18 protein-coding genes and 1 pseudogene are annotated in these 22,386 nt (G+C 70.3%); 13 read left to right on the top strand and 6 right to left on the bottom strand.

Annotation, left to right across the window (positions count from 1 at the left end; genetic code table 11):
• Positions 1–120 precede the first annotated feature (120 nt).
• The gene (locus ACFWP5_RS24385) at positions 121–1,011 is read left to right on the top strand and encodes a DUF3152 domain-containing protein (RefSeq protein WP_384160249.1); all 891 of its coding nucleotides are present in this window, start codon (positions 121–123) and stop codon (positions 1,009–1,011) included.
• On the opposite strand, the gene ACFWP5_RS24380 is transcribed toward ACFWP5_RS24385, so the two are convergent.
• Entirely contained in the window at positions 984–2,732 is a 1,749-nt protein-coding gene (locus tag ACFWP5_RS24380) for a SulP family inorganic anion transporter (protein WP_384160246.1), read from the bottom strand. The genes ACFWP5_RS24385 and ACFWP5_RS24380 overlap by 28 nt on opposite strands.
• Before the next feature lie 22 nt (positions 2,733–2,754).
• Positions 2,755–3,558: a polyphosphate kinase 2 gene (gene ppk2 / locus ACFWP5_RS24375; RefSeq protein ID WP_384160243.1), complete on the bottom strand. Its 804-nt coding sequence runs from the start codon at positions 3,556–3,558 to the stop codon at positions 2,755–2,757.
• Positions 3,559–3,713: 155 nt separating this feature from the next.
• Here ppk2 and ACFWP5_RS24370 point away from each other — a divergent pair, with 155 nt between their 5' ends.
• A complete protein-coding gene (locus ACFWP5_RS24370; RefSeq protein ID WP_384160308.1) occupies positions 3,714–4,079 on the top strand; it encodes a ferredoxin in 366 nt (121 codons plus the stop codon).
• A 130-nt stretch (positions 4,080–4,209) separates the two neighbouring features.
• Complete coding sequence (locus tag ACFWP5_RS24365) at positions 4,210–5,388, top strand: acyl-CoA dehydrogenase family protein (RefSeq protein ID WP_384160240.1); 1,179 nt, start codon at positions 4,210–4,212, stop codon at positions 5,386–5,388.
• Between the two features lie 579 nt (positions 5,389–5,967).
• On the opposite strand, the gene ACFWP5_RS24360 is transcribed toward ACFWP5_RS24365, so the two are convergent.
• Both ACFWP5_RS24360 and ACFWP5_RS24355 read right to left on the bottom strand, forming a co-directional pair.
• Positions 5,968–6,837: a bacteriocin fulvocin C-related protein gene (locus ACFWP5_RS24360; protein ID WP_384160237.1), complete on the bottom strand. Its 870-nt coding sequence runs from the start codon at positions 6,835–6,837 to the stop codon at positions 5,968–5,970.
• Positions 6,838–7,158: 321 nt separating this feature from the next.
• A pseudogene (locus ACFWP5_RS24355) lies at positions 7,159–7,296 on the bottom strand (IS1380 family transposase); the annotation flags it as partial.
• Positions 7,297–7,736: 440 nt separating this feature from the next.
• Here ACFWP5_RS24355 and ACFWP5_RS24350 point away from each other — a divergent pair.
• The 6 genes from ACFWP5_RS24350 to ACFWP5_RS24325 all read left to right on the top strand — a co-directional run bounded on the left by ACFWP5_RS24350 (position 7,737) and on the right by ACFWP5_RS24325 (position 17,155).
• Positions 7,737–9,998, top strand: coding sequence for a tetratricopeptide repeat protein (locus tag ACFWP5_RS24350; protein ID WP_384160234.1), 2,262 nt, complete (start codon positions 7,737–7,739; stop codon positions 9,996–9,998).
• Positions 9,999–10,167: 169 nt separating this feature from the next.
• The gene (locus ACFWP5_RS24345) at positions 10,168–11,742 is read left to right on the top strand and encodes a phytoene desaturase family protein (RefSeq protein ID WP_384160232.1); all 1,575 of its coding nucleotides are present in this window, start codon (positions 10,168–10,170) and stop codon (positions 11,740–11,742) included.
• Positions 11,743–11,838: 96 nt separating this feature from the next.
• Complete coding sequence (locus ACFWP5_RS24340) at positions 11,839–12,615, top strand: class I SAM-dependent methyltransferase (RefSeq protein WP_384160230.1); 777 nt, start codon at positions 11,839–11,841, stop codon at positions 12,613–12,615.
• A 78-nt stretch (positions 12,616–12,693) separates the two neighbouring features.
• Positions 12,694–13,806 carry a nitronate monooxygenase gene (locus ACFWP5_RS24335; protein ID WP_384160227.1) on the top strand — a complete coding sequence of 371 codons (1,113 nt, stop codon included), beginning with the start codon at positions 12,694–12,696 and terminating at the stop codon, positions 13,804–13,806.
• Positions 13,807–13,907: 101 nt separating this feature from the next.
• Positions 13,908–15,458 carry an acyl-CoA synthetase gene (locus ACFWP5_RS24330; protein WP_384160225.1) on the top strand — a complete coding sequence of 517 codons (1,551 nt, stop codon included), beginning with the start codon at positions 13,908–13,910 and terminating at the stop codon, positions 15,456–15,458.
• 200 nt (positions 15,459–15,658) lie between these two features.
• Positions 15,659–17,155: an acyl-CoA synthetase gene (locus ACFWP5_RS24325; protein WP_384160222.1), complete on the top strand. Its 1,497-nt coding sequence runs from the start codon at positions 15,659–15,661 to the stop codon at positions 17,153–17,155.
• Between the two features lie 28 nt (positions 17,156–17,183).
• On the opposite strand, the gene ACFWP5_RS24320 is transcribed toward ACFWP5_RS24325, so the two are convergent.
• Positions 17,184–17,564 carry a MerR family transcriptional regulator gene (locus tag ACFWP5_RS24320; RefSeq protein ID WP_384160219.1) on the bottom strand — a complete coding sequence of 127 codons (381 nt, stop codon included), beginning with the start codon at positions 17,562–17,564 and terminating at the stop codon, positions 17,184–17,186.
• 100 nt (positions 17,565–17,664) lie between these two features.
• On the opposite strand from ACFWP5_RS24320, the gene ACFWP5_RS24315 reads away from it, so the two are divergent.
• A complete protein-coding gene (locus ACFWP5_RS24315) occupies positions 17,665–18,450 on the top strand; it encodes an amidohydrolase family protein (RefSeq protein ID WP_384160218.1) in 786 nt (261 codons plus the stop codon).
• Positions 18,451–18,490: 40 nt separating this feature from the next.
• Here ACFWP5_RS24315 and paaK read toward each other — a convergent pair whose 3' ends face one another.
• The gene (gene paaK, locus ACFWP5_RS24310) at positions 18,491–19,789 is read right to left on the bottom strand and encodes a phenylacetate--CoA ligase PaaK (RefSeq protein ID WP_384160215.1); all 1,299 of its coding nucleotides are present in this window, start codon (positions 19,787–19,789) and stop codon (positions 18,491–18,493) included.
• 388 nt (positions 19,790–20,177) lie between these two features.
• On the opposite strand from paaK, the gene ACFWP5_RS24305 reads away from it, so the two are divergent.
• The 3 genes from ACFWP5_RS24305 to ACFWP5_RS24295 all read left to right on the top strand — a co-directional run bounded on the left by ACFWP5_RS24305 (position 20,178) and on the right by ACFWP5_RS24295 (position 22,362).
• Complete coding sequence (locus tag ACFWP5_RS24305; protein ID WP_384160212.1) at positions 20,178–20,423, top strand: hypothetical protein; 246 nt, start codon at positions 20,178–20,180, stop codon at positions 20,421–20,423.
• Positions 20,424–20,465: 42 nt separating this feature from the next.
• Positions 20,466–21,353, top strand: a complete 888-nt coding sequence (locus ACFWP5_RS24300; protein ID WP_384160209.1) for an alpha/beta hydrolase — start codon at positions 20,466–20,468, stop codon at positions 21,351–21,353.
• 145 nt (positions 21,354–21,498) lie between these two features.
• Positions 21,499–22,362: an alpha/beta fold hydrolase gene (locus ACFWP5_RS24295; RefSeq protein WP_384160206.1), complete on the top strand. Its 864-nt coding sequence runs from the start codon at positions 21,499–21,501 to the stop codon at positions 22,360–22,362.
• Positions 22,363–22,386 lie beyond the last annotated feature (24 nt).

Here is a 22,386-nt window from a genome sequence, read left to right as displayed (position 1 = left end):
GTCCACCGGATCGGCGACCTGTTACCGGATGATCACATAAACCCGAGTCGGGCGTGCTGTTATTGATTCGTTATCGTTCGGGCCAGGTTCGATCACATTGCGATCACAACCTGAACAACCATGACCGCGCACAAAGCAACTTCCCTACGCAACCGCCGCCGACGCGCTCCCGCACACGCGCCCCTGCGTGGGCGGAGTGGACGGAAGCGGCGGCTGTGGGGAGGTCTGGCCGCGCTGACCGTACTCGGTGCCACGGGGTTCGCGGCCGTGGGCTGGATGTCTCCCGACGGCGGCCGCACCCACGCCGACGCCCGGCCCGCACCCACCGAGCACGCGACATCCGGCACCAAGCGCATCACCAAGCCCGCCACCCGGCCGCCTGCCGGCGCCAAGGCTTCGCCCAGTCCGTCCACCAGCTCCTCCGCGGCGTCCCAGAAGCCCGGCATCCCGGCCACGGGGCCGGGCACCTTCACCACCGCGCCCGGCGGCAGCGCCAAGGTCGGGAAGGGCACGGTCCTGCGCTACCGGGTCGACGTCGAGACCGGCCTCGACCTGTCCGCCGCCGATGTCGCCGCACAGGTGGAGCGCGTCCTCGCGGACCGGCGCGGCTGGACGGCCGACGGGCACTCGGCGTTCCAGCGGGTGTCGAGCGGCAGCACCGACTTCGTCGTCAAGGTGGCGACCCCCGGGACCGTGGACACGATCTGCGGACAGTACGGGCTGGACACCGGCGGCGAGGTCAACTGCAGCGTCGACAGGAACGTGATGGTCAACCTCCGCCGCTGGCTGCTCGCAACTCCCGTCTACGCCAAGGATGTTGTCGCCTATCGCGCGCTGATCATCAACCACGAGGTCGGCCACTTCCTCGGCCACGGCCACGTCGACTGCCCTGGCCCGGGGCGCCCCGCCCCCGCGATGATGCAACAGATCAAGGGCATGCACGGCTGCGTGCCCAACGTATGGCCCTACGACGAGAACGGGCACTACGTCACCGGCCCCGCCGTTCCCTGATCCTGATCGAGCGTGCCGCTCCACTCCCGGTACGCGGCCACGGCCGTCGGCAGGGTCGGGAAGATGTGGTCCGTGCCGACGGAGTCCACCAGCCCGTACGCCTCCAGGTCGTCCAGGAGGTCCTGTTTGACGCGGGCGAGGGCGAACACGACGCCCCGGTGGGCGAGTTCGCGGCGGAGTTCGTCGACCGCGTCCAGGGCGGTGATGTCCACCTCCACATTGGCCTCGGCATTGAGGACGAACCAGCGGACGGGGACGGCCTGTTGAGCCACGGAGGCCAGGGCGCGGCGGCGGAAGTTCTCCGCGTTGGCGAAGAAGAGCGGCGAGTCGTAGCGGTAGACGAGCAGGCCGGGGATGGTGCGGGCCTGCGGGTAGTCGTCCACGTCGTGCATGCCGGCCACACCGGGGACCAGGCCCTCGACGGCGTCGTGCGGACGGGCCACCCGCGTGAGGAGTTCGGCCACCGACAGGCCCACGGCGACGATCACGCCGTAGAGGATGTCCAGGGCCAGTACTCCGGTCAAACAGCCGAGGGCCAGGAGGAGTTCGCGGCGGCGGAAGGTGGCGAGGCGGTGGAAGCCGGTGAGGTCGATCATGCGGACGGCCGCGTAGACGACGAGGGCGCCGAGGACCGCCGAGGGGGTGCGGGTGAGCAGGGGGCTCAGGAAGAGCAGGACGGCCAGGACTCCCGCTCCGGCGATCAGTGAGTACGCCTGGCTGCGGGCGCCCGCCGAGGAGGCCAGCGCGGTGCGGCTGGCGCTGCTGCTCACCGGGAAGCCGTGCAGTACGCCGGCGCCGAGATTGGCCGCGCCCAGCGCCAGGAACTCCTGGTCGGCGTCGAGACCGGGGCCGTCGTCCTCGTCGCCGCCGGTGAAGGCGCGGGCGGTGAGGATGAAGTCGGTGTAGGCGACGAGCAGGACACCCAGCGCGGGCAGCACCAGGTGGGGGAGTTCGGTGAGGTCGGGCAGGCCGATCGTGGGAAGTCCCGCCGGGACGTGGCCGATCACCCTGATGCCGTACCGGTCGTCGAGGTTGAAGACGGCCACGGCCGCCGTGCCCAGCACCACGGCGAGCAGCGGGCCGGGCACCATCCGGGACATGCGCGCGACCGTGAACAGGAACGCGAGCGTGACGGTGGCGAACAGCAGTGTGGGGGTGTGGAGTTGACCCAAGTGTCGTAGGAACGACCAGAGTTGGGGGAAGAACGCCGAGCCTGTCGTCGACACCCCGGTGAGCTTGGGGAGTTGGTCCACGATCATGATCAGGGCCACGCCCGCCAAGTACCCGATCAGGACGGGGCGGGAGAGGAGGTCGGCGACGAAGCCGAGCCGTACCGCCCAGGCGACGAGGCAGAGCAGGCCGACCGTGATCGCGAGGGCCGCCGCCAGCGTGGCGTAGTGGCTCGGGTCGCCGGCCGCGAGCGGGCCCACCACCGTCGCCGTCATCAGCGCGGTCGTCGACTCTGGGCCGACCGACAGGAGCCGGGACGAGCCCAGTACGGCGTAGAGCGCGAGCGCGGGGAGGATCGCCCACAGGCCGGCGACCGGCGGGAGGCCGGCGACTCCGGCGTACGCCATCACCTGCGGGACGAGGTACGCGGCGACCGTGACGCCGGCCAGCAGATCGCCGCGCAGCCAGGCGCGCCGGTATCCGGCCAGCGCGGCGATTCCGGGTGCCAGGCGTCGCCACTCCAGGACGCGCCCGCCCGGGCTGTGGGGCATGGTGCTCCTCGACCCGACCGGCTCAGAGGCTCGCCGCGTGGTCCGGGACGAAGGTCTGCAGGTCGCGCGGCGGGCGTTCGTAGCCGGTGGACGGCGGGCGGGGCGGGAGTTCGAGGACCGGGGGCGACACCTCGCGGTACGGGAGTGAGCCGAGCAGGTGGGCGATCATGTTCAGTCGGGCCCGGCGCTTGTCGTCGCTCTCGACGACGTACCAGGGGGCCTCGGAGATGTCCGTGTGCACCAGCATCTCGTCCTTGGCCCGCGAATAGGCCTCCCAGTGGGTGATGGACTCCAGGTCCATCGGCGACAGCTTCCAGCGGCGCAGCGGATCCTCCAGCCGGCGCCGGAAACGGTCCTGCTGCACGGAGTCGCTCACGGAGAACCAGTACTTGCGCAGCACGATCCCGTCCTCCACGAGCATCCGCTCGAAGATGGGGCACTGGCGCAGGAACAGCTGGTACTCCTCCTGGGTGCAGAAGCCCATCACGCGCTCGACCCCGGCCCGGTTGTACCAGCTGCGGTCGAAGAGGACGATCTCACCGGCGGCCGGCAGATGCTCGACGTACCGCTGGAAGTACCACTGGGTGCGCTGGCGGTCGGTCGGCTTCGGCAGCGCGGCGATACGGGCGACACGGGGGTTGAGGTGCTCCGACACGCGCTTGATGGTGCCGCCCTTGCCCGCCGCGTCCCGGCCCTCGAAGACGATCACCAGCCGGGTGCCCTCGGCCCGCACCCACTCCTGGAGTTTCACCAACTCCGTCTGCAGGCGCAGCAGTTCGGTCTCGTACTTCGTGCGCGGCAGCTTCGTCGCCTTTTTGCCGGCCATGCCGCCTCAACCCCTCGATGACGTGCGCGGTTCCTCGTGTCCAAGGTCGACACCTGGACAGCACCGTACTGACCGGCGGGGGAGCGCGCACCCCGGATGCGTGCTCTGCCGGGTTTGCGGTGGACGGCAGCGGCAACCCGGACTGTGTGACCGCGATGACCACCCAGCAGGAACTCGTCCGCTTCCTGGAGGACCGCTTCGCCTGTGCACAGGCCTGCACCGAGTGTGCGCGGGCCTGTGTGCTGCGCGTCAGCCGCTCGGATCCGGACGCCACCGACCACGAGGCACTCGTACGACGCAAGGCACTGCTGTGCGCGGAGGTGTGCGACGCGACCTGCCGGACGCTGGCCGAGCAGAACCTCCAGGACGAGTCCGCCCTGCGCCTGCAGGCCAAGTGGTGCCTGCTCGTCTGCCTGGAGTGCGCGCAGGTCTTCGACGCGCTGCCGGGCGCCGAGGCGGACGCGGAGGCGTGCCGGGACTGCGCGCGGGCGTGCACGGAGTTCATGGCCACGCTGAACTGACGTGCCCCTGCGCCCTCTTGGCGGCCCCTGCGCCCTCTTCAGGGGCATTGCCGCCTCGCCATTCCCAATTTCTGTAACACGTTCTACGGTGTGCGCCGTCAGGACCGGCCTTGGGGAGCCTGGAGGCGCCGTGCATCTCGAATACACGCCCGAGCAGCAGCGGCTGCGCACCGAACTGCGCGCCTACTTCGCCGAGTTGGTGCCCGACCACGCCTACTCGCGCTACGACGACCCCGCCGCCCAGAAGCGCTTCTACCGCGAGACCATCCGCCGGCTCGGTACGGACGGCTGGCTCGGGGTCGGCTGGCCCGAGGAGTACGGCGGGCGCGGGCTTACGCCGATGGAGCAGTTCATCTTCTTCGACGAGGCGGCGCAGGCGGGCGTACCGCTGCCGTTGATGGCGCTGAACACGGTCGGCCCGACGATCATGCACTTCGGCACCGACGAACAGAAGGCGTACTTCCTGCCGAAGATCCTGGCCGGCGAGATCGACTTCGCGATCGGCTACAGCGAGCCCGAGGCCGGCACGGACCTGGCCGCGCTGAAGACGCGGGCCGTACGGGACGGCGACGAGTACGTCGTCAACGGCCAGAAGATCTGGACGACGAACGGCGACACCGCCGACTGGGTCTGGCTCGCCGTCCGCACCGACCCGGACGCCCCGCCGCACAAGGGCATCACCATGCTCCTGGTACCGACGGCCGACCCCGGCTACTCCTGCACGGTGATCAACACCCTCGCCTCGCACGACACCACGGCGAGCTACTACGAGAACATCCGCGTCCCGGTCTCCCGCCGTGTCGGCAAGGAGAACCAGGGCTGGCGCCTGATCACCAACCAGCTCAACCACGAACGCGTCACCCTCGCCGCTCACGGCACCATGGCGATCCGCGCCCTGCACGACGTCCAGCACTGGGCCATGGAGACCAAACTCACCGACGGCCGCCGCGTCGTCGACCTCCCCTGGGTCCGCCGCCTCCTCGCCCGCACCCACGCGCGGCTCGACGCGATGAAACTCCTCAACTGGCAGATGGTGAACGCCGTCCAGGAAGGCACCCTCACCCCCCAGGACGCCTCCGCCGTCAAGGTCTACGGCTCGGAGGCCCGCCGCGACGCCTACGCCTCGCTCATGGAGATCGTCGCAGCGGCCGGCGCCCTGAAGGAGGGCTCCGCAGGCGTCGTCCTGCACGGCGAGTTGGAACGCGGCTACCGCTCCGCCGTCATCTTCACCTTCGGCGGCGGCAACAACGAGATCCAGCGGGAGATCATCTCGTGGATCGGGCTGGGGATGCCGAGGGTGCGGCGTTAGGGCCTGTCCGGCGGATCAGGTCGCAGGAGATCGGCGGGGCCTGATCAGCGCCGGTGAGCGGGGCCTGGTGCGTGCAGTCGCAAGGCGGAGGAGGGCGTCGACGCGGAGCGTCGACAACCGACGACAACGCCGCTGGGGGTCCCCCACGCCCTTTAGGCAGTGGGGGAATGCGTGTCAGGCCCCGCGTCTGCGACAGGATCCGCCGGACAGGCCCTGGCCCGGGTCGTGCACCGCCCGCGCGGGCCAACCTCGTGCTCGGCCCGCCGGCGCATCGCCTCTCCTCCGCACACCGCGCTGAGCGCGAGTTCGCTCCAGGTCAGGCGGGCGGGCGCGGTAGTGGGCGTCGGGCCGTTCCGGCCAGCCGCAGTAGCAGTCGACGCTGACGCGGACCAGGTCACGGGTGATCGAGGCGGTGCCGGTGTCGCGGAGCGGGCGGCGCATGGTCAGCCGGTAGGCGCCGCCCGCGCGACCCGGCGGTCCAGTCCTCCTCGTATCGACTGCCGCCTGGACCGCCTTCGCCACCGATCCCAAGCGCCCCAGCCGCTCACAGGAAGGCACGAGCGCCGAGCAGGGGCGGCTTCAGGGGATGCAAAACCCGCTGCACGGTCCCAGCCACAGTGGACCGCAGCCGTGATTGGTCCAGTTGCAATAAAACGGTGAGGCGTAGCACACCGTGTCGCAGCTTCCGCTCCCCGCGCACTGGGAATTGCAGTCGAGGACCTGGGTGCTCTGATCGCTCCGAGGCGCCACGTGCTGTGTGTCGGCGGGGCCAAGCGTCCTGAGAATCGCCCGCGCCCCGCTCTCGCCGAACGCCGCCACAGCCGCCGTCTCCAGCCCTTCGGCGGCTGCTCTCTGCCGGCGCCCCGCGATGATCTGCGGTGCCAGCCGCGTCGCGTCGTCCAGGACGGCGGACTGCTCTGCCGACAGACCGGGGTGTGTCTTCCGGTAGTTCGCGAAGTGCGCCACCCACAGATCACTCCGAGCCGAGGCGGACAGCGCGCCGTAAATGGCACGCCGATAGTCCGCGGGGTAGGAGGCGAACTCGGAGTAGCCGGAGGGCAGCCGGTCACGGTTGGCCTTCACCCATCGCGACGCCTTACTGCCCTTGGCGCGGGTCACGGCCTGCGCGGGTGAGGCCGCCAGGCCGCCGGTGACCAGAAACGTTCCCAGAGCCAGCCCCGGCACGGCCTTGAGGATTCCTCGACGGCTCGGGGGCCGCAGCACGTCGAGGTCGCGGAGCGCACGCTCCACCCGCAGTGAGTCCGAGGGTCCCAACAGCCGCGCCAGGCGCAGGGACAGCCCGGTTCCGGTCCAGGCCCGCACCTGGTCGCCGTCGACCGCCAACAGGGTCGGGGCCCACTCGGCCCCTTCCCCCAGGGCACGCGTGCGCAGGTCGCGAATACGGGGTTCCGTGAGGCCCGCGGTCGTCAACGTACCGTCGACGGACACACGAACCCGATCCACCACTTCTTCGCAGAATCGGCAGTCGGCGTCGAATGCCAATATCCACTCGGTCACAAGCTTCTCCCCACGTCTATGTGACAACCCGTCCCTTGGTGCCCGTCCGGTGTGAGTTTTCACGCCGATCCGTAGCGCGCCGTTCAGCACTCTTGCGCGCTTCGGGTCTACCTGAAGAGAAACCATTTGCCGGGGCGCATGGAAGCGTCAATCAATTCGACGAGGATCGAATCGCTTTACATGCACAGGCCGTGCTTACGGCGGGAGAACACCCGTTGCCAATGCACCTGTCCAACCTCGACAGGAGTGTGAGCCGTCCGCATGCGTGATCCTCAACTCGGCTCCGGGACGGGGGCGTTCTCTGCGGACGAGCAACCGAATGCCCAGCGGCCGCCGGGAGATCAGGTCTCCTGGGAGTTCGGCGACCCGGGCCCCGTCACGAACCAGGCCACGAACTGGGTGCCGCCCGCAGCATCACAGCGGATCAGCGTCCGCTGAATCGACTCCCATCTGCGGGTGGTGCCTCGCTCCGCCCCCGCTGCCTCCCTCCTCGTCCCAGCGCGCGAGGCGCAACGACGGCGCTTGACGCACTTGCCGTAAGCCTCCCTGCCGTCGTACGCCCATCAGCTGTACGGCGAACCGGCCCCCGGGCCCCGACAGACCGACCCCCGCGCCCACCCCCGTCACCCGAGCAACTGCGCGCCGCAGCCACCCTGTTGCGCTGCGTTCCCGCACATATACGCCCGCACCTCCCGCCCAGGCGCGCCTGTGTGCCGTGTCGCGCCTCCGCCCCGACTCGCGCCCGCCCCCGTACAAAGTCGGGCGATCGCTCGCCATACTGGACGAGCCAGGGGAGGGCGGGACGAACATTGACGGGGGCGATCGCGGAGATGGGGGACAGCAGACTGATCCAGGGTCGCTACCGCCTGCTCGATCTGATCGGGCGCGGCGGCATGGGTGAGGTGTGGCGTGCGCGGGACGAGTCGCTGGGGCGGCATGTCGCCGTGAAGTGCCTCAAGCCGTTGAACCCGCACCACGACCAGTCGTTCACCCGCGTCCTGCGCGAGCGGTTCCGGCGTGAGGCCCGGGTGGCCGCCGCGCTGCAGCACCGCGGGGTGACCGTCGTCCACGACTTCGGCGAGGACGACGGCGTCCTCTACCTCGTGATGGAGCTTCTCGACGGCCGCAATCTCTGCCAGCTCCTGGAGGACAACGAGCAGCGGCCACTGCCCGTCGGTGACGTCGTCGACATCGCCGAGCAGGTCGCCTCCGCCCTCGCCTACACCCATCAACAGGGCATCGTGCACCGGGACTTGAAGCCCGCGAACATCATGCGGCTGACCGACGGCACGGTGAAGATCTGCGACTTCGGCATCGCCCGCCTCGGCGCCGACATCGGCTTCACCTCCCGGCTGACCGGCACCGGCATCGCGATGGGCACCCCGCACTACATGTCGCCGGAACAGATCAGCGGCACCGAGGTCGACCAGCGCAGCGACCTCTACTCCTTCGGCTGCGTGCTGTACGAACTCGCCACCGGGGCACCGCCGTTCGACCTCGGCGACGCCTGGGCGATCCTCATCGGCCACCGCGACACCCCGCCCCAACCGCTGCGCGACCAGCGCGCCGAAGTGCCCGAGTACCTGGAGAAGGTCATCCTCGACCTGCTGGCCAAGCTCCCGGAGCAACGTCCGCACGACGCACGCGAGTTGGGGCGCCGGATCACCATGGGCCGTACGACACCCTTGTACGTACCGACCGTAGTGACCCCGCAGCCCCAACTGCGCCCGTCCGAACCGGTGTCCGAGCCCGTATCCGAGCCGGTCTCCCGCGAAGCGATCCTGCCGTCCTGGACGCGCGGGATGACCACCGGGCACAAGGCGACCGGCGCCGGCCTGCGCACCACCCCGCCGGACGCCGGAGCCGGACTCACCGGTGAGTGGATCGCCCGCCCGACCACCGGCCACGCCGAGGAACCCGCGCCGGAGTCGCCGTCCGCACCGGCCCCGGAGACCCTCAACGCCCTGGCCGGACGCCACAACGCGGGCCTGAGCCTGGGAAGGCTGGGCCGCTGGGCGGAGGCCGGCGAGGTGCACCGCGCGGTCGCCGCCGAACGCCGGCACCTGCTGGGTCCGGACCACCCTGACACCCTCGCCAGCCGCTACGAACTCGGCTTCACCCTCAGCCGAACCGGCCGCGCCGCCGACGCCCTGCACGAGTACACCCACGTCGCCCGCGCCAGGGAACGGGCGTTGGGCGCCGACCACGCCGACACACTCGCCGCCCGGCAGGAAATGGCGTACGTCCTGGGCCAGTTGGGCCGCCACTTCGACGCACACCAGGTGTACACGTCCGTACTCGCCGCCCGGGAACGCGCGATGGGCCCCGACCACCCGGACACCCTGCGCTGCCGCCACAACCTCGCCTTCAACCTCAGCCGGCTCGGCCGCCTGGAGGACTCGTACCGCATGGCCTGCGAGGTCGCCGCCGCCCGCGCCCGAGTGCTGGGCCCCGGCCATCCCGACACCCTGGTCACCCGTTACGAAGTCGCCTACGCCCTCGGCCAGTTGGGCCGCTGGACCGAGGCCCTGCAGACCTACGGCGAGGTCGCCGAGGCGCGCGCCCAGGCCCTCGGCCCCGACCACGCCGACACGCTCGCCGCCCGCTACGAGGTCGGCATCAGCCTCGGCCGGCTCGGCCGCAGCGCCGACGCCCTCAAGCTCTACCGCGACCTGATCGACGACCGCACCCGCGTCCACGGCCCCGCCCACCCCGAGACCCTCCGCGCCCGCCACGGCCTCGGCGTCAACCTCGGCCGCCTCGGCCGCTGGGAGGAGGCCCTCGCCGAGTCCCGCGACGTGTGCGCCATCCGCGAGCGCGTCCTCGGCGCCGACCACACCGACACCCTGGTCAGCCGCCGCGAGGTCGCCGTAGGCCTGGGTTGGCTGAGCCGCTGGGCCGACGCCCTCACCGAGTACCGCCGGGTGGCCGTCGCCCGCGAGCGCGTCCTGGGCCCGGATCACCCCGACACCCTCGCCAGCCGCAACGACGAGGCCCACTGCCTGGAACAACTCGGCCGCAACGCCGAGGCGGTCGAGCTGTACCGCCGGGTGGCGGCGCTACGGCAGGGGCGGGCGCCTGGGGGGAACTGAGGGCCGCGCCGCCAACTCCGGCCATGGGCGCGGACGGCCGCGTGCCCATGACTACCCGCAGATCCGGAAGGCCGCGCCTGTCTTCAGCCCCGCCCGCATCCGCCCACGGTTGCTCAGCACCACGCGCCCACCTCTGGCCGACCTAGATCACCTCGTGTTACGAAGAACCATGCCTGCACACGAGGGACACGGACACCGGACGTACGACGCCGTCATCGTCGGCGGTGGCCACAACGGCCTGGTCGCCGCCGCCTACCTGGCCCGGGCCGGGCGCTCCGTGCTCGTCCTGGAACGCCTCGACGGCACCGGCGGCGCCGCCGTGTCGACGCGCCCGTTCGCCGGGGTCGACGCACGGCTGTCGCGGTACTCGTACCTGGTCAGCCTGCTGCCCAAGAAGATCGTGCGGGACCTCGGCCTCGACTTCCGCGTCCGTGGGCGCACCATCTCGTCGTACACCCCCGTCGAACGCGACGGACTCCCCACCGGACTCCTCGTCGGCGGCGGCGAGCGCCGCACCCGGGACGCCTTCGCCCGGCTGACCGGCGGCGACCGCGAGTACGCGGCCTGGCAGCGGCTCTACGGCATGACCGGCCGCCTCGCGCAGCGGGTCTTCCCCACGCTCACCGAACCGCTGCCCACCCGCGACGAGCTGCGCCGGCGCGTGGACGACGAGGACGCCTGGCGGATGCTCTTCGAGGAGCCGATCGGTGTCGCGATCGAGGAGAACTTCACCGACGACCTGGTCCGGGGCGTCGTCCTCACCGACGCCCTCATCGGCACCTTCGCCGACGCCCACGACCCCACGCTCGCCCAGAACCGCTGCTTCCTCTACCACGTCATCGGCGGCGGCACCGGCGCGTGGGACGTCCCCGTCGGCGGGATGGGCGCCCTGACCGACGCCCTCGCCACCACCGCGCGCGAGGCCGGCGCCGTACTCGCCACCGGGCACGAGGCCCTCCGTATCGACACGGACGGACGCGTCGCCGAGATCACCTACCGCACGGCCGACGGCGAAGGCGTCGTGGCCGCCCGGCACGTCCTGGTCGGCGCCTCGCCGCAGCAACTGGCGGCCCTCACCGGCGACGAGCCGCCCGCCCCCGCCGAGGGCGCCCAGCTCAAGGTGAACATGCTGCTCAAACGACTGCCCCGGCTCCGCGACAGCTCGGTCGACCCGCGCGAGGCGTTCGCCGGCACCTTCCACATCGCCGAGGGCTACGACCAACTGGCCGCCGCACACGCCCAGGCCGCGTCGGGTTCGCTGCCCGCCGCCCCGCCCTCCGAGATCTACTGCCACTCGCTCACCGACCCGAGCATCCTCGGGCGGGACCTCGTCGAGGACGGCTACCAGACCCTCACGCTCTTCGGTCTGCACACACCGGCACGACTGTTCGAGCGAGACAACGACGCCGTACGCGACGAGCTGTTGAAGGCGACGCTCGCCCAGTTGGACAACCACCTTGCCGAACCGCTCGCCGACTGCCTGGCCACCGACGCGGACGGCCGCCCCTGCATCGAGGCGAAGACCCCGCTCGACCTGGAACGCGACCTCAGGCTCCCCGGCGGCAACATCTTCCACCGCGAACTGACCTGGCCGTACGCCCAGGACGACACCGGCCGCTGGGGCGTCGAGACCCGACACGCGAACGTCCTGCTGTGTGGAGCCGGCGCGGTGCGGGGCGGCGGGGTGAGCGGGGTGCCGGGACACAACGCGGCGATGGCGGTGCTGGAGGCGGGGGAGCGCTGAGGGGCGCCGGGCGCGGTCATGCTTTGCCCGAGGTGATGCTTTGCCTGAGGCGACGTTTTGCCTGAGGCGATGCTTTTGCCTGAGAGGACGAGGTAGGTGGTCGTGTCATCGGTCGGGGATTTCTACGACGCACTCGCCGCCGACTACCACCTGATCTTCCCGGACTGGGACGCGAGCATGGCCCGCCAGGCAGCCGCGCTGGACGGGCTGGTCCGGGCTCGGCTGGGTGCGGGGCCACACCGGGTGCTGGACTGTTCATGTGGGATCGGCACACAGGCGCTCGGGCTGGCGGGGGTCGGACACCGGGTGGTCGGCGGCGATCTCAGCCCGGCCGCCGTCGCGCGGGCCACTGCGGAGGCCGCGAGCCGGGGCGTCGAACTTCCGGTGGCCGTGGCGGACATGCGGGCGCTGCCGTACCGGGCCACCGCCTTCGACGTCGTCGTCTGCGCCGACAACTCGCTGCCGCATCTGCTCACCGCCGACGATGTGCGCACCGCCCTGGTCGGCATGCGCCGGGTCCTTCGCGACGACGGGCTCCTTGTGCTGAGCGTCCGGGACTACGACGAGATCCGCGCCGCCCGCCCCACCTCCACGTCCCCGCAGGTGTCGACGACCGCCCAAGGCCGGGTGATCACCTTTCAGTTGTGGCACTGGCACGACGACGGCGAGCGCTACGACCTGGAGCACTTCCAGGTGATTCCGGCGGAGGGCGGCGGTTGGGAGGTACGGGTCCGGCGCACCGCGTACTGGGCCTTGACGCGTGGTGAGTTGAGCGCCGCGGTGGCCGACGCGGGCTTCGCGGAGGTCAGTTGGCACGACCCGGCGGACAGCGGCTTCTACCAGCCGGTGCTCACGGCCCGGCGGGTTCCGTAGGCTCGCGACTCCAGGAAAATCTGACGGAGCATCAGAAAAGGCCTTCCGTCGTCCGGAGGACTGCGGCATTCTGCGCCCATGCAGACGGAGTTGAGCAAGAAACTGGGAGTCGAGCACGCCATTTTCGGCTTCACGCCGTTCCCCGCCGTCGCCGCGGCCATCAGCCGGGCCGGCGGTTTCGGAGTGCTCGGCGCGGTCCGCTACACCGCCCCCGACGACCTCAAGCGCGACCTCGACTGGCTGGAGGCGCACGTCGACGGGATGCCGTACGGCCTGGACGTCGTCATGCCCGCGAAGAAGGTGGAGGGCGTCACCGAGGCCGAGGTCGAGGCGATGATCCCGGAAGGGCACCGGCAGTTCGTCACCCAGACACTGGCCAAGTACGGCGTGCCCGAACTCGCCGAGGGCGAGGCGTCCGGCTGGCGCATCACCGGGTGGATGGAACAGGTCGCCCGCAACCAGCTCGACGTCGCCTTCGACTACCCGATCAAGCTGCTCGCCAACGCCCTCGGCTCCCCGCCCGCCGACGTCGTCGCCCGCGCCCATGACCGGAACGTGCTCGTCGCCGCCCTCGCGGGCAGCGCCCGGCACGCCCGCAAGCACGCGGAGGGCGGCATCGACATCGTCGTGGCCCAGGGCTACGAGGCGGGCGGCCACACCGGCGAGATCGCCTCCATGGTGCTCACGCCCGAGGTCGTCGACGCCGTCGACCCGCTGCCGGTCCTCGCCGCGGGCGGCATCGGCAGCGGACAGCAAGTGGCCGCCGCGCTCAGCCTCGGCGCCCAAGGTGTGTGGCTGGGCTCCATATGGCTGACCACCACAGAAGCCGATATGCACTCGCCCGCCCTGACCCGCAAACTGCTCGCCGCCGGGTCCGGCGACACCGTCCGCTCCCGAGCGCTGACCGGGAAACCGGCCCGCCAACTGCGCACCGAGTGGACCGACGCCTGGGACGACACGGACGGCCCGGGCACCCTGCCCATGCCCCTCCAGGGACTGCTGGTCGCCGAGGCCGTCTCACGCATCCAGAAGTACGAGATCGACCCACTGCTCGGCACCCCCGTCGGCCAGATCGTCGGCCGCATGAACAGCGAGCGCAGTGTCCAGACCGTCTTCGACGACCTCACCCGCGGCTTCGAGCACGCCGTCGACCGCATCAACCGCATCGCTGGAAGGAGCGGCCAGTCGTGAGCACAGAGGGCGCAGACACACAGGGTGCGACCACAGGTGGTGCGGCCACACAGGGCAAGACCACACGTGGGGCGACCACACAGAGCGCAACCACACAGGGCGTGAGCACACCTCCCGCTGGTTTCTGGGCCCAGGCGGCTCAGGACCCCGACCGCATAGTCCTCGTCGCGCCCGACGGCGAGGAGTGGACGGCCGGCCGACTGCACGCCGCCGCCAACCAACTCGTCCACGGTCTGCGCGCCGCCGGACTCGAACACGGCGACGCCTTCGCGGTCGTTCTGCCCAACGGCGTCGAGTTCTTCACGGCCCATCTGGCCGCCACCCAGGCCGGGTTCTACCTCGTCCCCGTCAACCACCACTTCGTCGCACCGGAGATCGCCTGGATCGTCGCCGACTCCGGCGCCAAGGTGCTCATCGCGCACGAGCGGTTCGCCGAGCCCGCCCGCCAGGCCGCCGACGAGGCAGGCCTGCCCGCCACCCACCGGTACGCGGTCGGCACGGTCGAGGGCTTCCGGCCGTACGCCGAACTCCTCGACGGACAACCGGAGTCGGCGCCCACGGGCCGGACCCTCGGCTGGGTCATGAACTACACCTCGGGCACCACCGGCCGCCCCCGCGGCATCCGCCGCCCCCTGCCGGGCAGACCGCCCGAGTCGGCGTACCTCGGCGGATTCCTCGCCATCTTCGGCATCAAGCCGTTCGACGACAACGTGCATCTGGTCTGCTCGCCGCTCTACCACACGGCCGTCCTCCAGTTCGCGGGCGCGAGCCTGCACATAGGGCACCGCCTGGTCCTGATGGACAAGTGGACCCCGGAGGAGATGCTCCGCCTCATCGACCGTGAGAAGTGCACCCACACCCATATGGTCCCGACCCAGTTCCACCGCCTCCTCTCCCTCCCGGAGGACGTACGGGCGCGCTACGACGTCACGTCCATGCGGCACGCCATCCACGGCGCCGCCCCGTGCCCCGACCATGTGAAGCGGGCGATGATCGACTGGTGGGGCCACTGTGTGGAGGAGTACTACGCGGCCAGCGAGGGCGGCGGTGCCTTCGCGACCGCCGAGGACTGGCTGAAGAAGCCCGGCACGGTCGGCAAGGCTTGGCCCATCAGCGAACTCGCGGTCTTCGACGACGACGGCAACCGGCTCCCGCCCGGTGAACTCGGCACGGTCTACATGAAGATGAGCACCGGCGGCTTCGCCTACCACAAGGACGAGGCCAAGACGCAGAAGAACCGCATCGGCGACTTCTTCACTGTCGGCGACCTCGGCTACCTCGACGAGGACGGCTACCTCTTCCTCCGCGACCGCAAGATCGACATGGTCATCTCGGGCGGCGTCAACATCTACCCGGCCGAGATCGAGTCCGTGCTCCTCGCCCATCCCGCCGTCGCCGACGCCGCGGCCTTCGGCATCCCGCACGACGAATGGGGCGAGGAGGTGAAGGCCGTCGTCGAACCGGCTCCCGGCCACGAGCCCGGCCCGGCCCTCGCCACCGCCCTCCTCGACCACTGCGCCGAGCAACTCGCCGGCTACAAACGGCCCAAGAGCGTCGACTTCATCGCCGAGATGCCCCGCGACCCCAACGGCAAGCTGTACAAGCGGCGGCTGCGGGATCCGTACTGGGAGGGGCGTACGCGGCCTGTGTGAGTGCGGCACATGTGGGTGCGGCCTGTGTTTGCGTGCCGTCGGTGCTCGGTGCTCGGTGCTCGGGGCGGGGAGGAGTGGCCCGAACCCATGTGGTCCCCACCTACGTGGTCTCGGCCCATGTGGTCTCGGCCCATGTGGGGCGGGACCACCCCGACCAGCCCGCTTGACCTGCCCGGGTGTCGGCCCGAGGATCATGTGTCATGACGCCCGGACACGGCAGCACGGTTGACGGGGTACTGCGACGCAGTGCCCGGCGCACTCCCGCACGCGTGGCGGTGGACTACGGCGAGCGGTCCTGGACGTACGAGGAACTCGACGACGCCGTCTCGCGCGCGGCGAGCGTCCTGCTCGACCAGGGCCTCGCGCCGGGCGACCGGGTCGGTTCCTACGGCCACAACTCGGACGCCTATCTGATCGGCTTCCTCGCCTGCGCCCGCGCGGGCCTCGTGCACGTACCGGTCAACCAGAACCTCACCGGCGACGACCTCGCGTACATCGTCGGCCAGTCCGGCAGCACGCTGGTGCTCACCGACCCCGACCTCGCCGGTCAACTCCCCGACGATGTGCGGACGTTGCCGCTGCGGGACGCGGACGGCTCGCTGTTGGACCGGCTCGCGTCGGCGTCGCCCTACGACGGTCCCGAGCCGCGCACCGACGACCTGGTGCAGTTGCTCTACACCTCGGGCACGACCGCGCTGCCCAAGGGCGCGATGATGACCCACCGGGCCCTGGTGCACGAGTACTTGAGCGCGATGACCGCCCTGGACCTGAGCGCCGGGGACCGGCCGGTGCACTCGCTGCCGCTCTATCACTCGGCGCAGATGCACGTGTTCCTGCTGCCGTACCTGGCGGTCGGAGCGACCAACACCATCCTCGACGCGCCCGACGGCGACCGGCTCTTCGACCTGATCGAGGCCGGGCGCGCGGACAGCCTGTTCGCCCCGCCCACGGTGTGGATCGGCCTCGCCAACCGCCCGGACTTCGCGACCCGAGACCTGAGCGGGCTGCGCAAGGCGTACTACGGCGCGTCGATCATGCCGGTGCCCGTCCTGGAGCGGCTGCGCGAGCGGCTCCCCAAGCTGGCGTTCTACAACTGCTTCGGGCAGAGCGAGATCGGCCCGCTGGCCACGGTCCTGGGCCCCGATGAGCACAAGGGCCGGATGGATTCCTGCGGCCGTCCCGTCCTGTTCGTGGACGCGAGGGTGGTCGACGAGGAGGGCAAGGACGTTCCCGACGGCGCGCCCGGCGAAGTCGTCTACCGCTCACCGCAGTTGTGCGAGGGCTACTGGGACAAGCCCGAGGAGACCGCCGCCGCCTTCCGTGACGGCTGGTTCCACTCCGGCGACTTGGCGGTACGCGACGTCCACGGCTTCTTCACCGTCGTCGACCGGGTGAAGGACGTCATCAACTCCGGTGGCGTACTGGTCGCTTCACGCCAGGTAGAGGACGTTCTCTACACCCACGAGGGCGTCGCCGAGGTCGCCGTGATCGGCCTCCCCGACGATCGCTGGATCGAGGCCGTCACCGCGGTCGTCGTCCCGCGCGGCGAGGTCACCGAGGCCCAACTCATCGGCCACGCACGGGAGAAGCTCCCCCACTTCAAGGCGCCGAAGCGGGTCGTGTTCGTGGACGAGCTGCCGCGCAATGCCAGCGGGAAGATCCTCAAGCGGGAGTTGCGGGAGCGGTTGGGCGACTGAGCGTTCTCACCCGGGAGCCTGAGCGTTCTCACCCGGGAGTCGGAGCCGGAGCCGTGCGGGCCTCCGCTCCCGCGATGGTGTCCCGCAACACCTCACGGGCTGCTGCGAGTTCGGCGGAACGGCGGTCGAGGGCGCTCAACTGGGCACGCAGCGCGTCGAGTACACCTGGGCAGGGTTGTACGGCGGCCTCGTCCGTGGTGCAGGGCAGTACCTGGCGGATGACCCGGGTGGGCAGCCCGGCGGCGAGGAGCGCGCGGATGCGGAGCACGGCGGCGGTGTCCGAATCGGCGTACTCCCTATAGCCGTTGGGCAAGCGCTCGGGTCGTAGCAGCCCGGCCCGTTCGTAGTAGCGCAGCAGGCGCTCGCTGGTTCCCGTCCGCTCGGCCAGTTCCCCGATCAGCACGGGCACACACCCCTCTCCGACTTGACCTTCCAACGGTGTCAGGGATCAACACTGGCTCCCGCCGCCCGCATTCCGCCGGGTGGCCGGCCCGCTCAGGGAGACGCACATGATTCTCGACGCCCACAGCCATGTCCACGACCCGCTCGACGCCCACCTGTTGGCGCTCGACGACGCGGGTGTGGATCGCACGGTGCTGTTCCCCACCCGCGCACACCCGGAACGGGCCACCGACCTGGACTCCCTCCAGCACGAAATGGGCGTACTGGAACGGGCGTTGGCCGGCGGTTCCGGCGACGACGGATTCGCCCTGGCGCTGCGGGAGTTGGACGAGGCCCTCGCTGCACACCCTGACCGTTTCCTCGGTTTCGGCTCCGTTCCCCTCGGCCGTCCCGACGCCGAAATCGCGGCCCGTGTGGAGCGCGACGTGACCGGCCGCGGGCTGTACGGCATCGGGGAACTCACCCCGCTCCCGAACCGGGCGGCCCTCGTCGAACCGGTGCTCCGCGCGGCCCACGACCACACCGGACTCCCGGTGGTCGTCCACGGCGCCGCGCCCACGACCGCAGCGGACCTGCGCACACTCGCCGAACTGGCCGCCCGCTACCCGAAGGTGCCGCTGGTGATCAGCCAACTGGCCGGAGCCCACTGGATGTTGGCGATCGAAATCGCCCGCGCCACCCCCAACCTCCACCTCGAACTCTCCACCGCGAACATCGTCTTCGCCGTCCGCCTCGCCATCCACGAACTCCCCACCCGCACCTTCTTCGGCTCGGACGCGCCCTACGGAGACCCCGTCGTCGCGCGCACGACGGTGGAACGGGTGACGGCTCCGGGCGAAGTGCGTGACCGGGTGCTGGGCGGGAATCTGGCGGAGCTGCTGGGCCTGGGGTAACTGCGCGTATCGGGTGGGTCCTTCGGCTGGGGGAGTCGCCTCAGGGCGTCCTCAGGTCCACGATGCGGCGGATCTTGCCCACGCTGCGCTCCAGTGACTCGGGTTCCACGATCTCGACCGCGACGGAGACGCCGATGCCGTCCTTCACGGCCGTGGTGATGGCGCGGGCCGCCGCCTCCCGGGTCTCGGGGGTGGCGTCGGGGCGGGCCTCGGCCCGTACCGTGAGGGCGTCGAGGCGGCCCTCGCGGGTGAGTTGGAGCTGGAAGTGGGGTGCGACGCCCGGGGTGCGCAGGACGATCTCCTCGATCTGGGTGGGGAACAGGTTCACCCCGCGCAGGATCACCATGTCGTCACTGCGGCCGGTGACCTTCTCCATGCGCCGGAAGGCGGGTCGGGCGGTGCCGGGCAGCAGCCGTGTCAGGTCCCGGGTGCGGTAACGGATCACCGGCATGGCCTCCTTGGTGAGGGAGGTGAACACCAACTCCCCTTTCTCGCCCTCCGGTAGCACCTCACCCGTGATCGGGTCGACGACCTCCGGGAAGAAGTGGTCCTCCCAGATGTGCAGCCCGTCCTTCGTCTCCACGCACTCCTGCGCGACACCCGGACCGATCACCTCCGACAGCCCGTAGATGTCGACCGCGTCGATCGCGAACCGTTCCTCGATCTCCAGCCGCATCTGCTCGGTCCAGGGCTCCGCCCCGAAGATGCCGACCCGCAGGGAGGTGCCGCGCGGATCGACCCCTTGCCGCTCGAACTCGTCGAGGAGCGTGAGCATGTAGGACGGGGTGACCATGATGATCTCGGGCTTGAAGTCCTGGATGATCTGTACCTGGCGGGCCGTCATACCGCCGGACGCGGGGATGACCGTACAACCCAGCCGTTCGGCACCATAGTGAGCGCCCAGACCACCGGTGAACAGCCCATAGCCGTATGCCACATGCACCTTGTCACCGGGCCGTCCGCCCGCGGCGCGGATGGAACGGGCCACCATGTCCGCCCACATGGAAAGGTCGTTCTCTGTGTAGCCGACCACTGTGGGGCGTCCGGTGGTGCCGCTCGACGCGTGGATGCGGCGGATACGGTCCTCGGGGACGGCGAACATGCCGTAGGGGTAGTTCTCGCGCAGGTCCACCTTGGTGGTGAACGGGAAACGGGCGAGGTCGGAGAGAGCGCGGCAGTCGTCCGGGTGCACTCCGGCCGAGTCGAATGACTGACGGTAGAAGGGCACGTTCGCGTAGGCGTGCCGGAGCGAGGCCCGTAGCCGCTCCAACTGCAGCGTCCTGAGTGCGTCCTGGTCGAGCCGTTCCCCCGAGTCGAGCAGCTCCGCCGCGTCCGCCATCGGAGCACCCTTTCGTCAATCGTGCCATTTCGGGCGACCGATCATTCGGTCGACGTGTGTGGGATCAGTAATCCAGTCGGCCGCCCACCGGGGCAAGAGGTCTGCCCCCACTTTCTCGACACGTCGCCCGGCAGAATGGCCGCGTGGATCTCCGTCCGGAACTGCTGCCACCGTCCGTGCCCATGGCACGAGTGGAGCAACTCAGCCGCGAGATAGAGCGGATCGAGACCCTCTTGTACGGCGCCGACCGCTCGGCCGCGGCGGAAGCCGTGGCTGCGTTCGCCGAGGCGACGGGCACGACTGCTCGGCGGCCGACTTCCTGGGCTACGCAGGGTCGCGGACGCTGGAGGAGTTCGCGCTGGAGGCCGCCCGGCCGGCGTATCCGCGCGTGCCGGACGTCACCCGCGACGAACTCGTCGAAGTCGTCCGCAGAATCCTGGACGACGACCCGGACGCCGAGGACTACCTCCGCCTCTTCACGACGAACGTGGCGCATCCAGCGGCCTCGGACCTGATCATTCATCCGCCGTCCGATCTCGCGGACGCCTCCGCCGAGCAGATCGTCGACGCGGCGCTGGCCCACCGCCCCATCGCTTCCCAATGGAGAAGTCAAGCCGTGCGGGGGTGGTCATAAACCCCGTTGAGACCGTTCGTGATCTCTCCTAGGTTGGCCCGCGTGACGATCGAGGTGCCCTACCTGCCGCTTCCGATTCACCAGTCAGATGTGCGCTACGCCCATGGTCCCGACTCAGTCGTGCAGCCCGGCGTGCCCGTCGGCGAGACGATCGAGTTCGACTGGAGCGAGAGCGCCATCTACCCAGGAACGTCACGGAAGTTCTGGGTGCATGTACCCGCGCGGTACGCCGCCTCGGAGCCCGCGTCGCTGATGGTGTTCCAGGACGGATGGTGGTACCTGGACCCTGAAGGGGAGGTCCGTGGCGGGATCGTTCTGGACAATCTCGTCCATCGCGGTGACATCCCGGTCACCATCGGCGTGTTCGTCGACCCGGGTGTCCTCCCCGATGCCGAGGATCCGAAGAACCGCAATATCGAGTACGACGCCTACGACGATCGGTACGTCAGTTTTCTCCTGACCGAGATCATCCCTGAGGTCACGAAGCGCTACTCGATCGCCGAGGACCCCGACCGGTGGGGCATCTGTGGTGGCAGCAGCGGCGGGAACTGCGCGTTTACCGCGGCGTGGCTGCGTCCGGACAAATTCCGCCGGGTGATCGGGTATCTGTCCAGCTTCGCGCAGATGCCAGGCGGCAACCCGTACCCCGAAATCATTCCCCGTGTCCCCCGTAAGCCGCTGCGCATCTTCATGCAAGCGGGCCATCGCGACCTGGGCTGGAACGCGCGCGAGGCGAACTGGCTCGCCGACAACCTGCGCGTGGCGGCCGCGCTCGCAGAGGGCGGCTACGACTTCCGCCTTGTCCTGGGCGACGGCGGCCACAGCCCCAACCATGGTGGTGTCCTGCTTCCCGATTCCCTGCGCTGGTTGTGGCGGTCGGACGGTCGGGAGTTGGGGTCGGAGCGCACGCTCATCAGGGCAGACGTGTAGAAGACACGCTGGAGACCCGGTGGTAGTGCGCGGCCGGTGCAGGTTTCCGTTCCGCTTCTCGGAATAGCCAAGGCCCTCTGAGGAAACGAGGAGACCTGAGGAACTGCCTTGCGGTGGGGTGTGGTTGGCGGTGAGGATCGGCCGCATGCCGACCTTCACCGCCACCGACGGCACCGAACTCGCCTACCACGTCCGGGGCGAGGGCGAGCCGCTGGTCGTCCTGCCTGGAGGGCCCATGCGGGCCTCCACCTATCTTGGCGACCTGGGCGGACTGGGCGCACACCGTCGCCTGATCCTGCTCGATCTCCGGGGCACCGGCGACTCCGCGGTGCCGGCCGACCGGACGTCGTACCGTTGCGACCGGCTGGTCGATGACGTGGAAGTGTTGCGCGCCCACATGGGGTTGGAGCACATGGACGTGCTCGCGCACTCGGCGGGCGGCAGCCTCGCGATGCTGTACGCGGCCCGGTTTCCCGAGCGAGTCGCACGGCTGACACTCATCACCGCCACCCCTTGGGCACTGGGCATGCCGGCCACGGCCGAGCACCGACTCGCCGCCGCACGGCTACGGAAGGGCGAGCCGTGGTTCGAGGGCGCGTACCCGGCGTTCGAGGCATGGCTGGCGGGCGAAGGAGACTTCGACCCGGTCTTCGAGCCCTTCTTCTACGGCCGGTGGGATGGCGTCGCCGAGGAACACTCCGCGCTCGCCGACGAGCAGTGCAACGACGAGGCCGCCGACCTGTACTTCTCCGAGGGCGCCTTCGACCCGCCCGCCACCCGGGCCGCCCTCGCGGACTTGCCCGCACCCGTCCTGGTCCTCGCGGGTGAGCTGGACGGTGGTCCTCGGCCTCACCTCGCCCGTCGCGCCGCCGATGTCTTCCGCAACGCCGAGTTGGGGGTGCAGCCGGGCGCCGGCCACTATCCGTGGCTCGACGATCCGGAGTGGTTCGTGCGCCGCGTCACCGCGTTCCTCGATGGGAGCAGCGGGTCTCTGCCCTCGGCAGAGTAGGCGAATGACTTGGCGGCCCACCGA

The organism is Streptomyces sp. NPDC058469 (assembly GCF_042721125.1).
In the GTDB taxonomy this organism is placed as follows: domain Bacteria; phylum Actinomycetota; class Actinomycetes; order Streptomycetales; family Streptomycetaceae; genus Streptomyces.
Note: the sequence above shows the minus strand (reverse complement) of the source record. Positions and strands in the feature narration are given on the sequence as shown.

Excerpts from the sequence above, each read along its gene's own strand:
- ACFWP5_RS24385 (WP_384160249.1), top strand. The coding sequence starts at position 121 with ATGACCGCGCACAAAGCAACTTCCCTACGCAACCGCCGCCGACGCGCT.
- ACFWP5_RS24380 (WP_384160246.1), bottom strand. The coding sequence starts at position 2,732 with ATGCCCCACAGCCCGGGCGGGCGCGTCCTGGAGTGGCGACGCCTGGCA.
- ppk2 (WP_384160243.1), bottom strand. The coding sequence starts at position 3,558 with ATGGCCGGCAAAAAGGCGACGAAGCTGCCGCGCACGAAGTACGAGACC.
- ACFWP5_RS24370 (WP_384160308.1), top strand. The coding sequence starts at position 3,714 with ATGACCACCCAGCAGGAACTCGTCCGCTTCCTGGAGGACCGCTTCGCC.
- ACFWP5_RS24350 (WP_384160234.1), top strand. The coding sequence starts at position 7,737 with ATGGGGGACAGCAGACTGATCCAGGGTCGCTACCGCCTGCTCGATCTG.
- ACFWP5_RS24345 (WP_384160232.1), top strand. The coding sequence starts at position 10,168 with ATGCCTGCACACGAGGGACACGGACACCGGACGTACGACGCCGTCATC.
- ACFWP5_RS24335 (WP_384160227.1), top strand. The coding sequence starts at position 12,694 with ATGCAGACGGAGTTGAGCAAGAAACTGGGAGTCGAGCACGCCATTTTC.
- ACFWP5_RS24325 (WP_384160222.1), top strand. The coding sequence starts at position 15,659 with ATGACGCCCGGACACGGCAGCACGGTTGACGGGGTACTGCGACGCAGT.
- ACFWP5_RS24315 (WP_384160218.1), top strand. The coding sequence starts at position 17,665 with ATGATTCTCGACGCCCACAGCCATGTCCACGACCCGCTCGACGCCCAC.
- paaK (WP_384160215.1), bottom strand. The coding sequence starts at position 19,789 with ATGGCGGACGCGGCGGAGCTGCTCGACTCGGGGGAACGGCTCGACCAG.
- ACFWP5_RS24295 (WP_384160206.1), top strand. The coding sequence starts at position 21,499 with ATGCCGACCTTCACCGCCACCGACGGCACCGAACTCGCCTACCACGTC.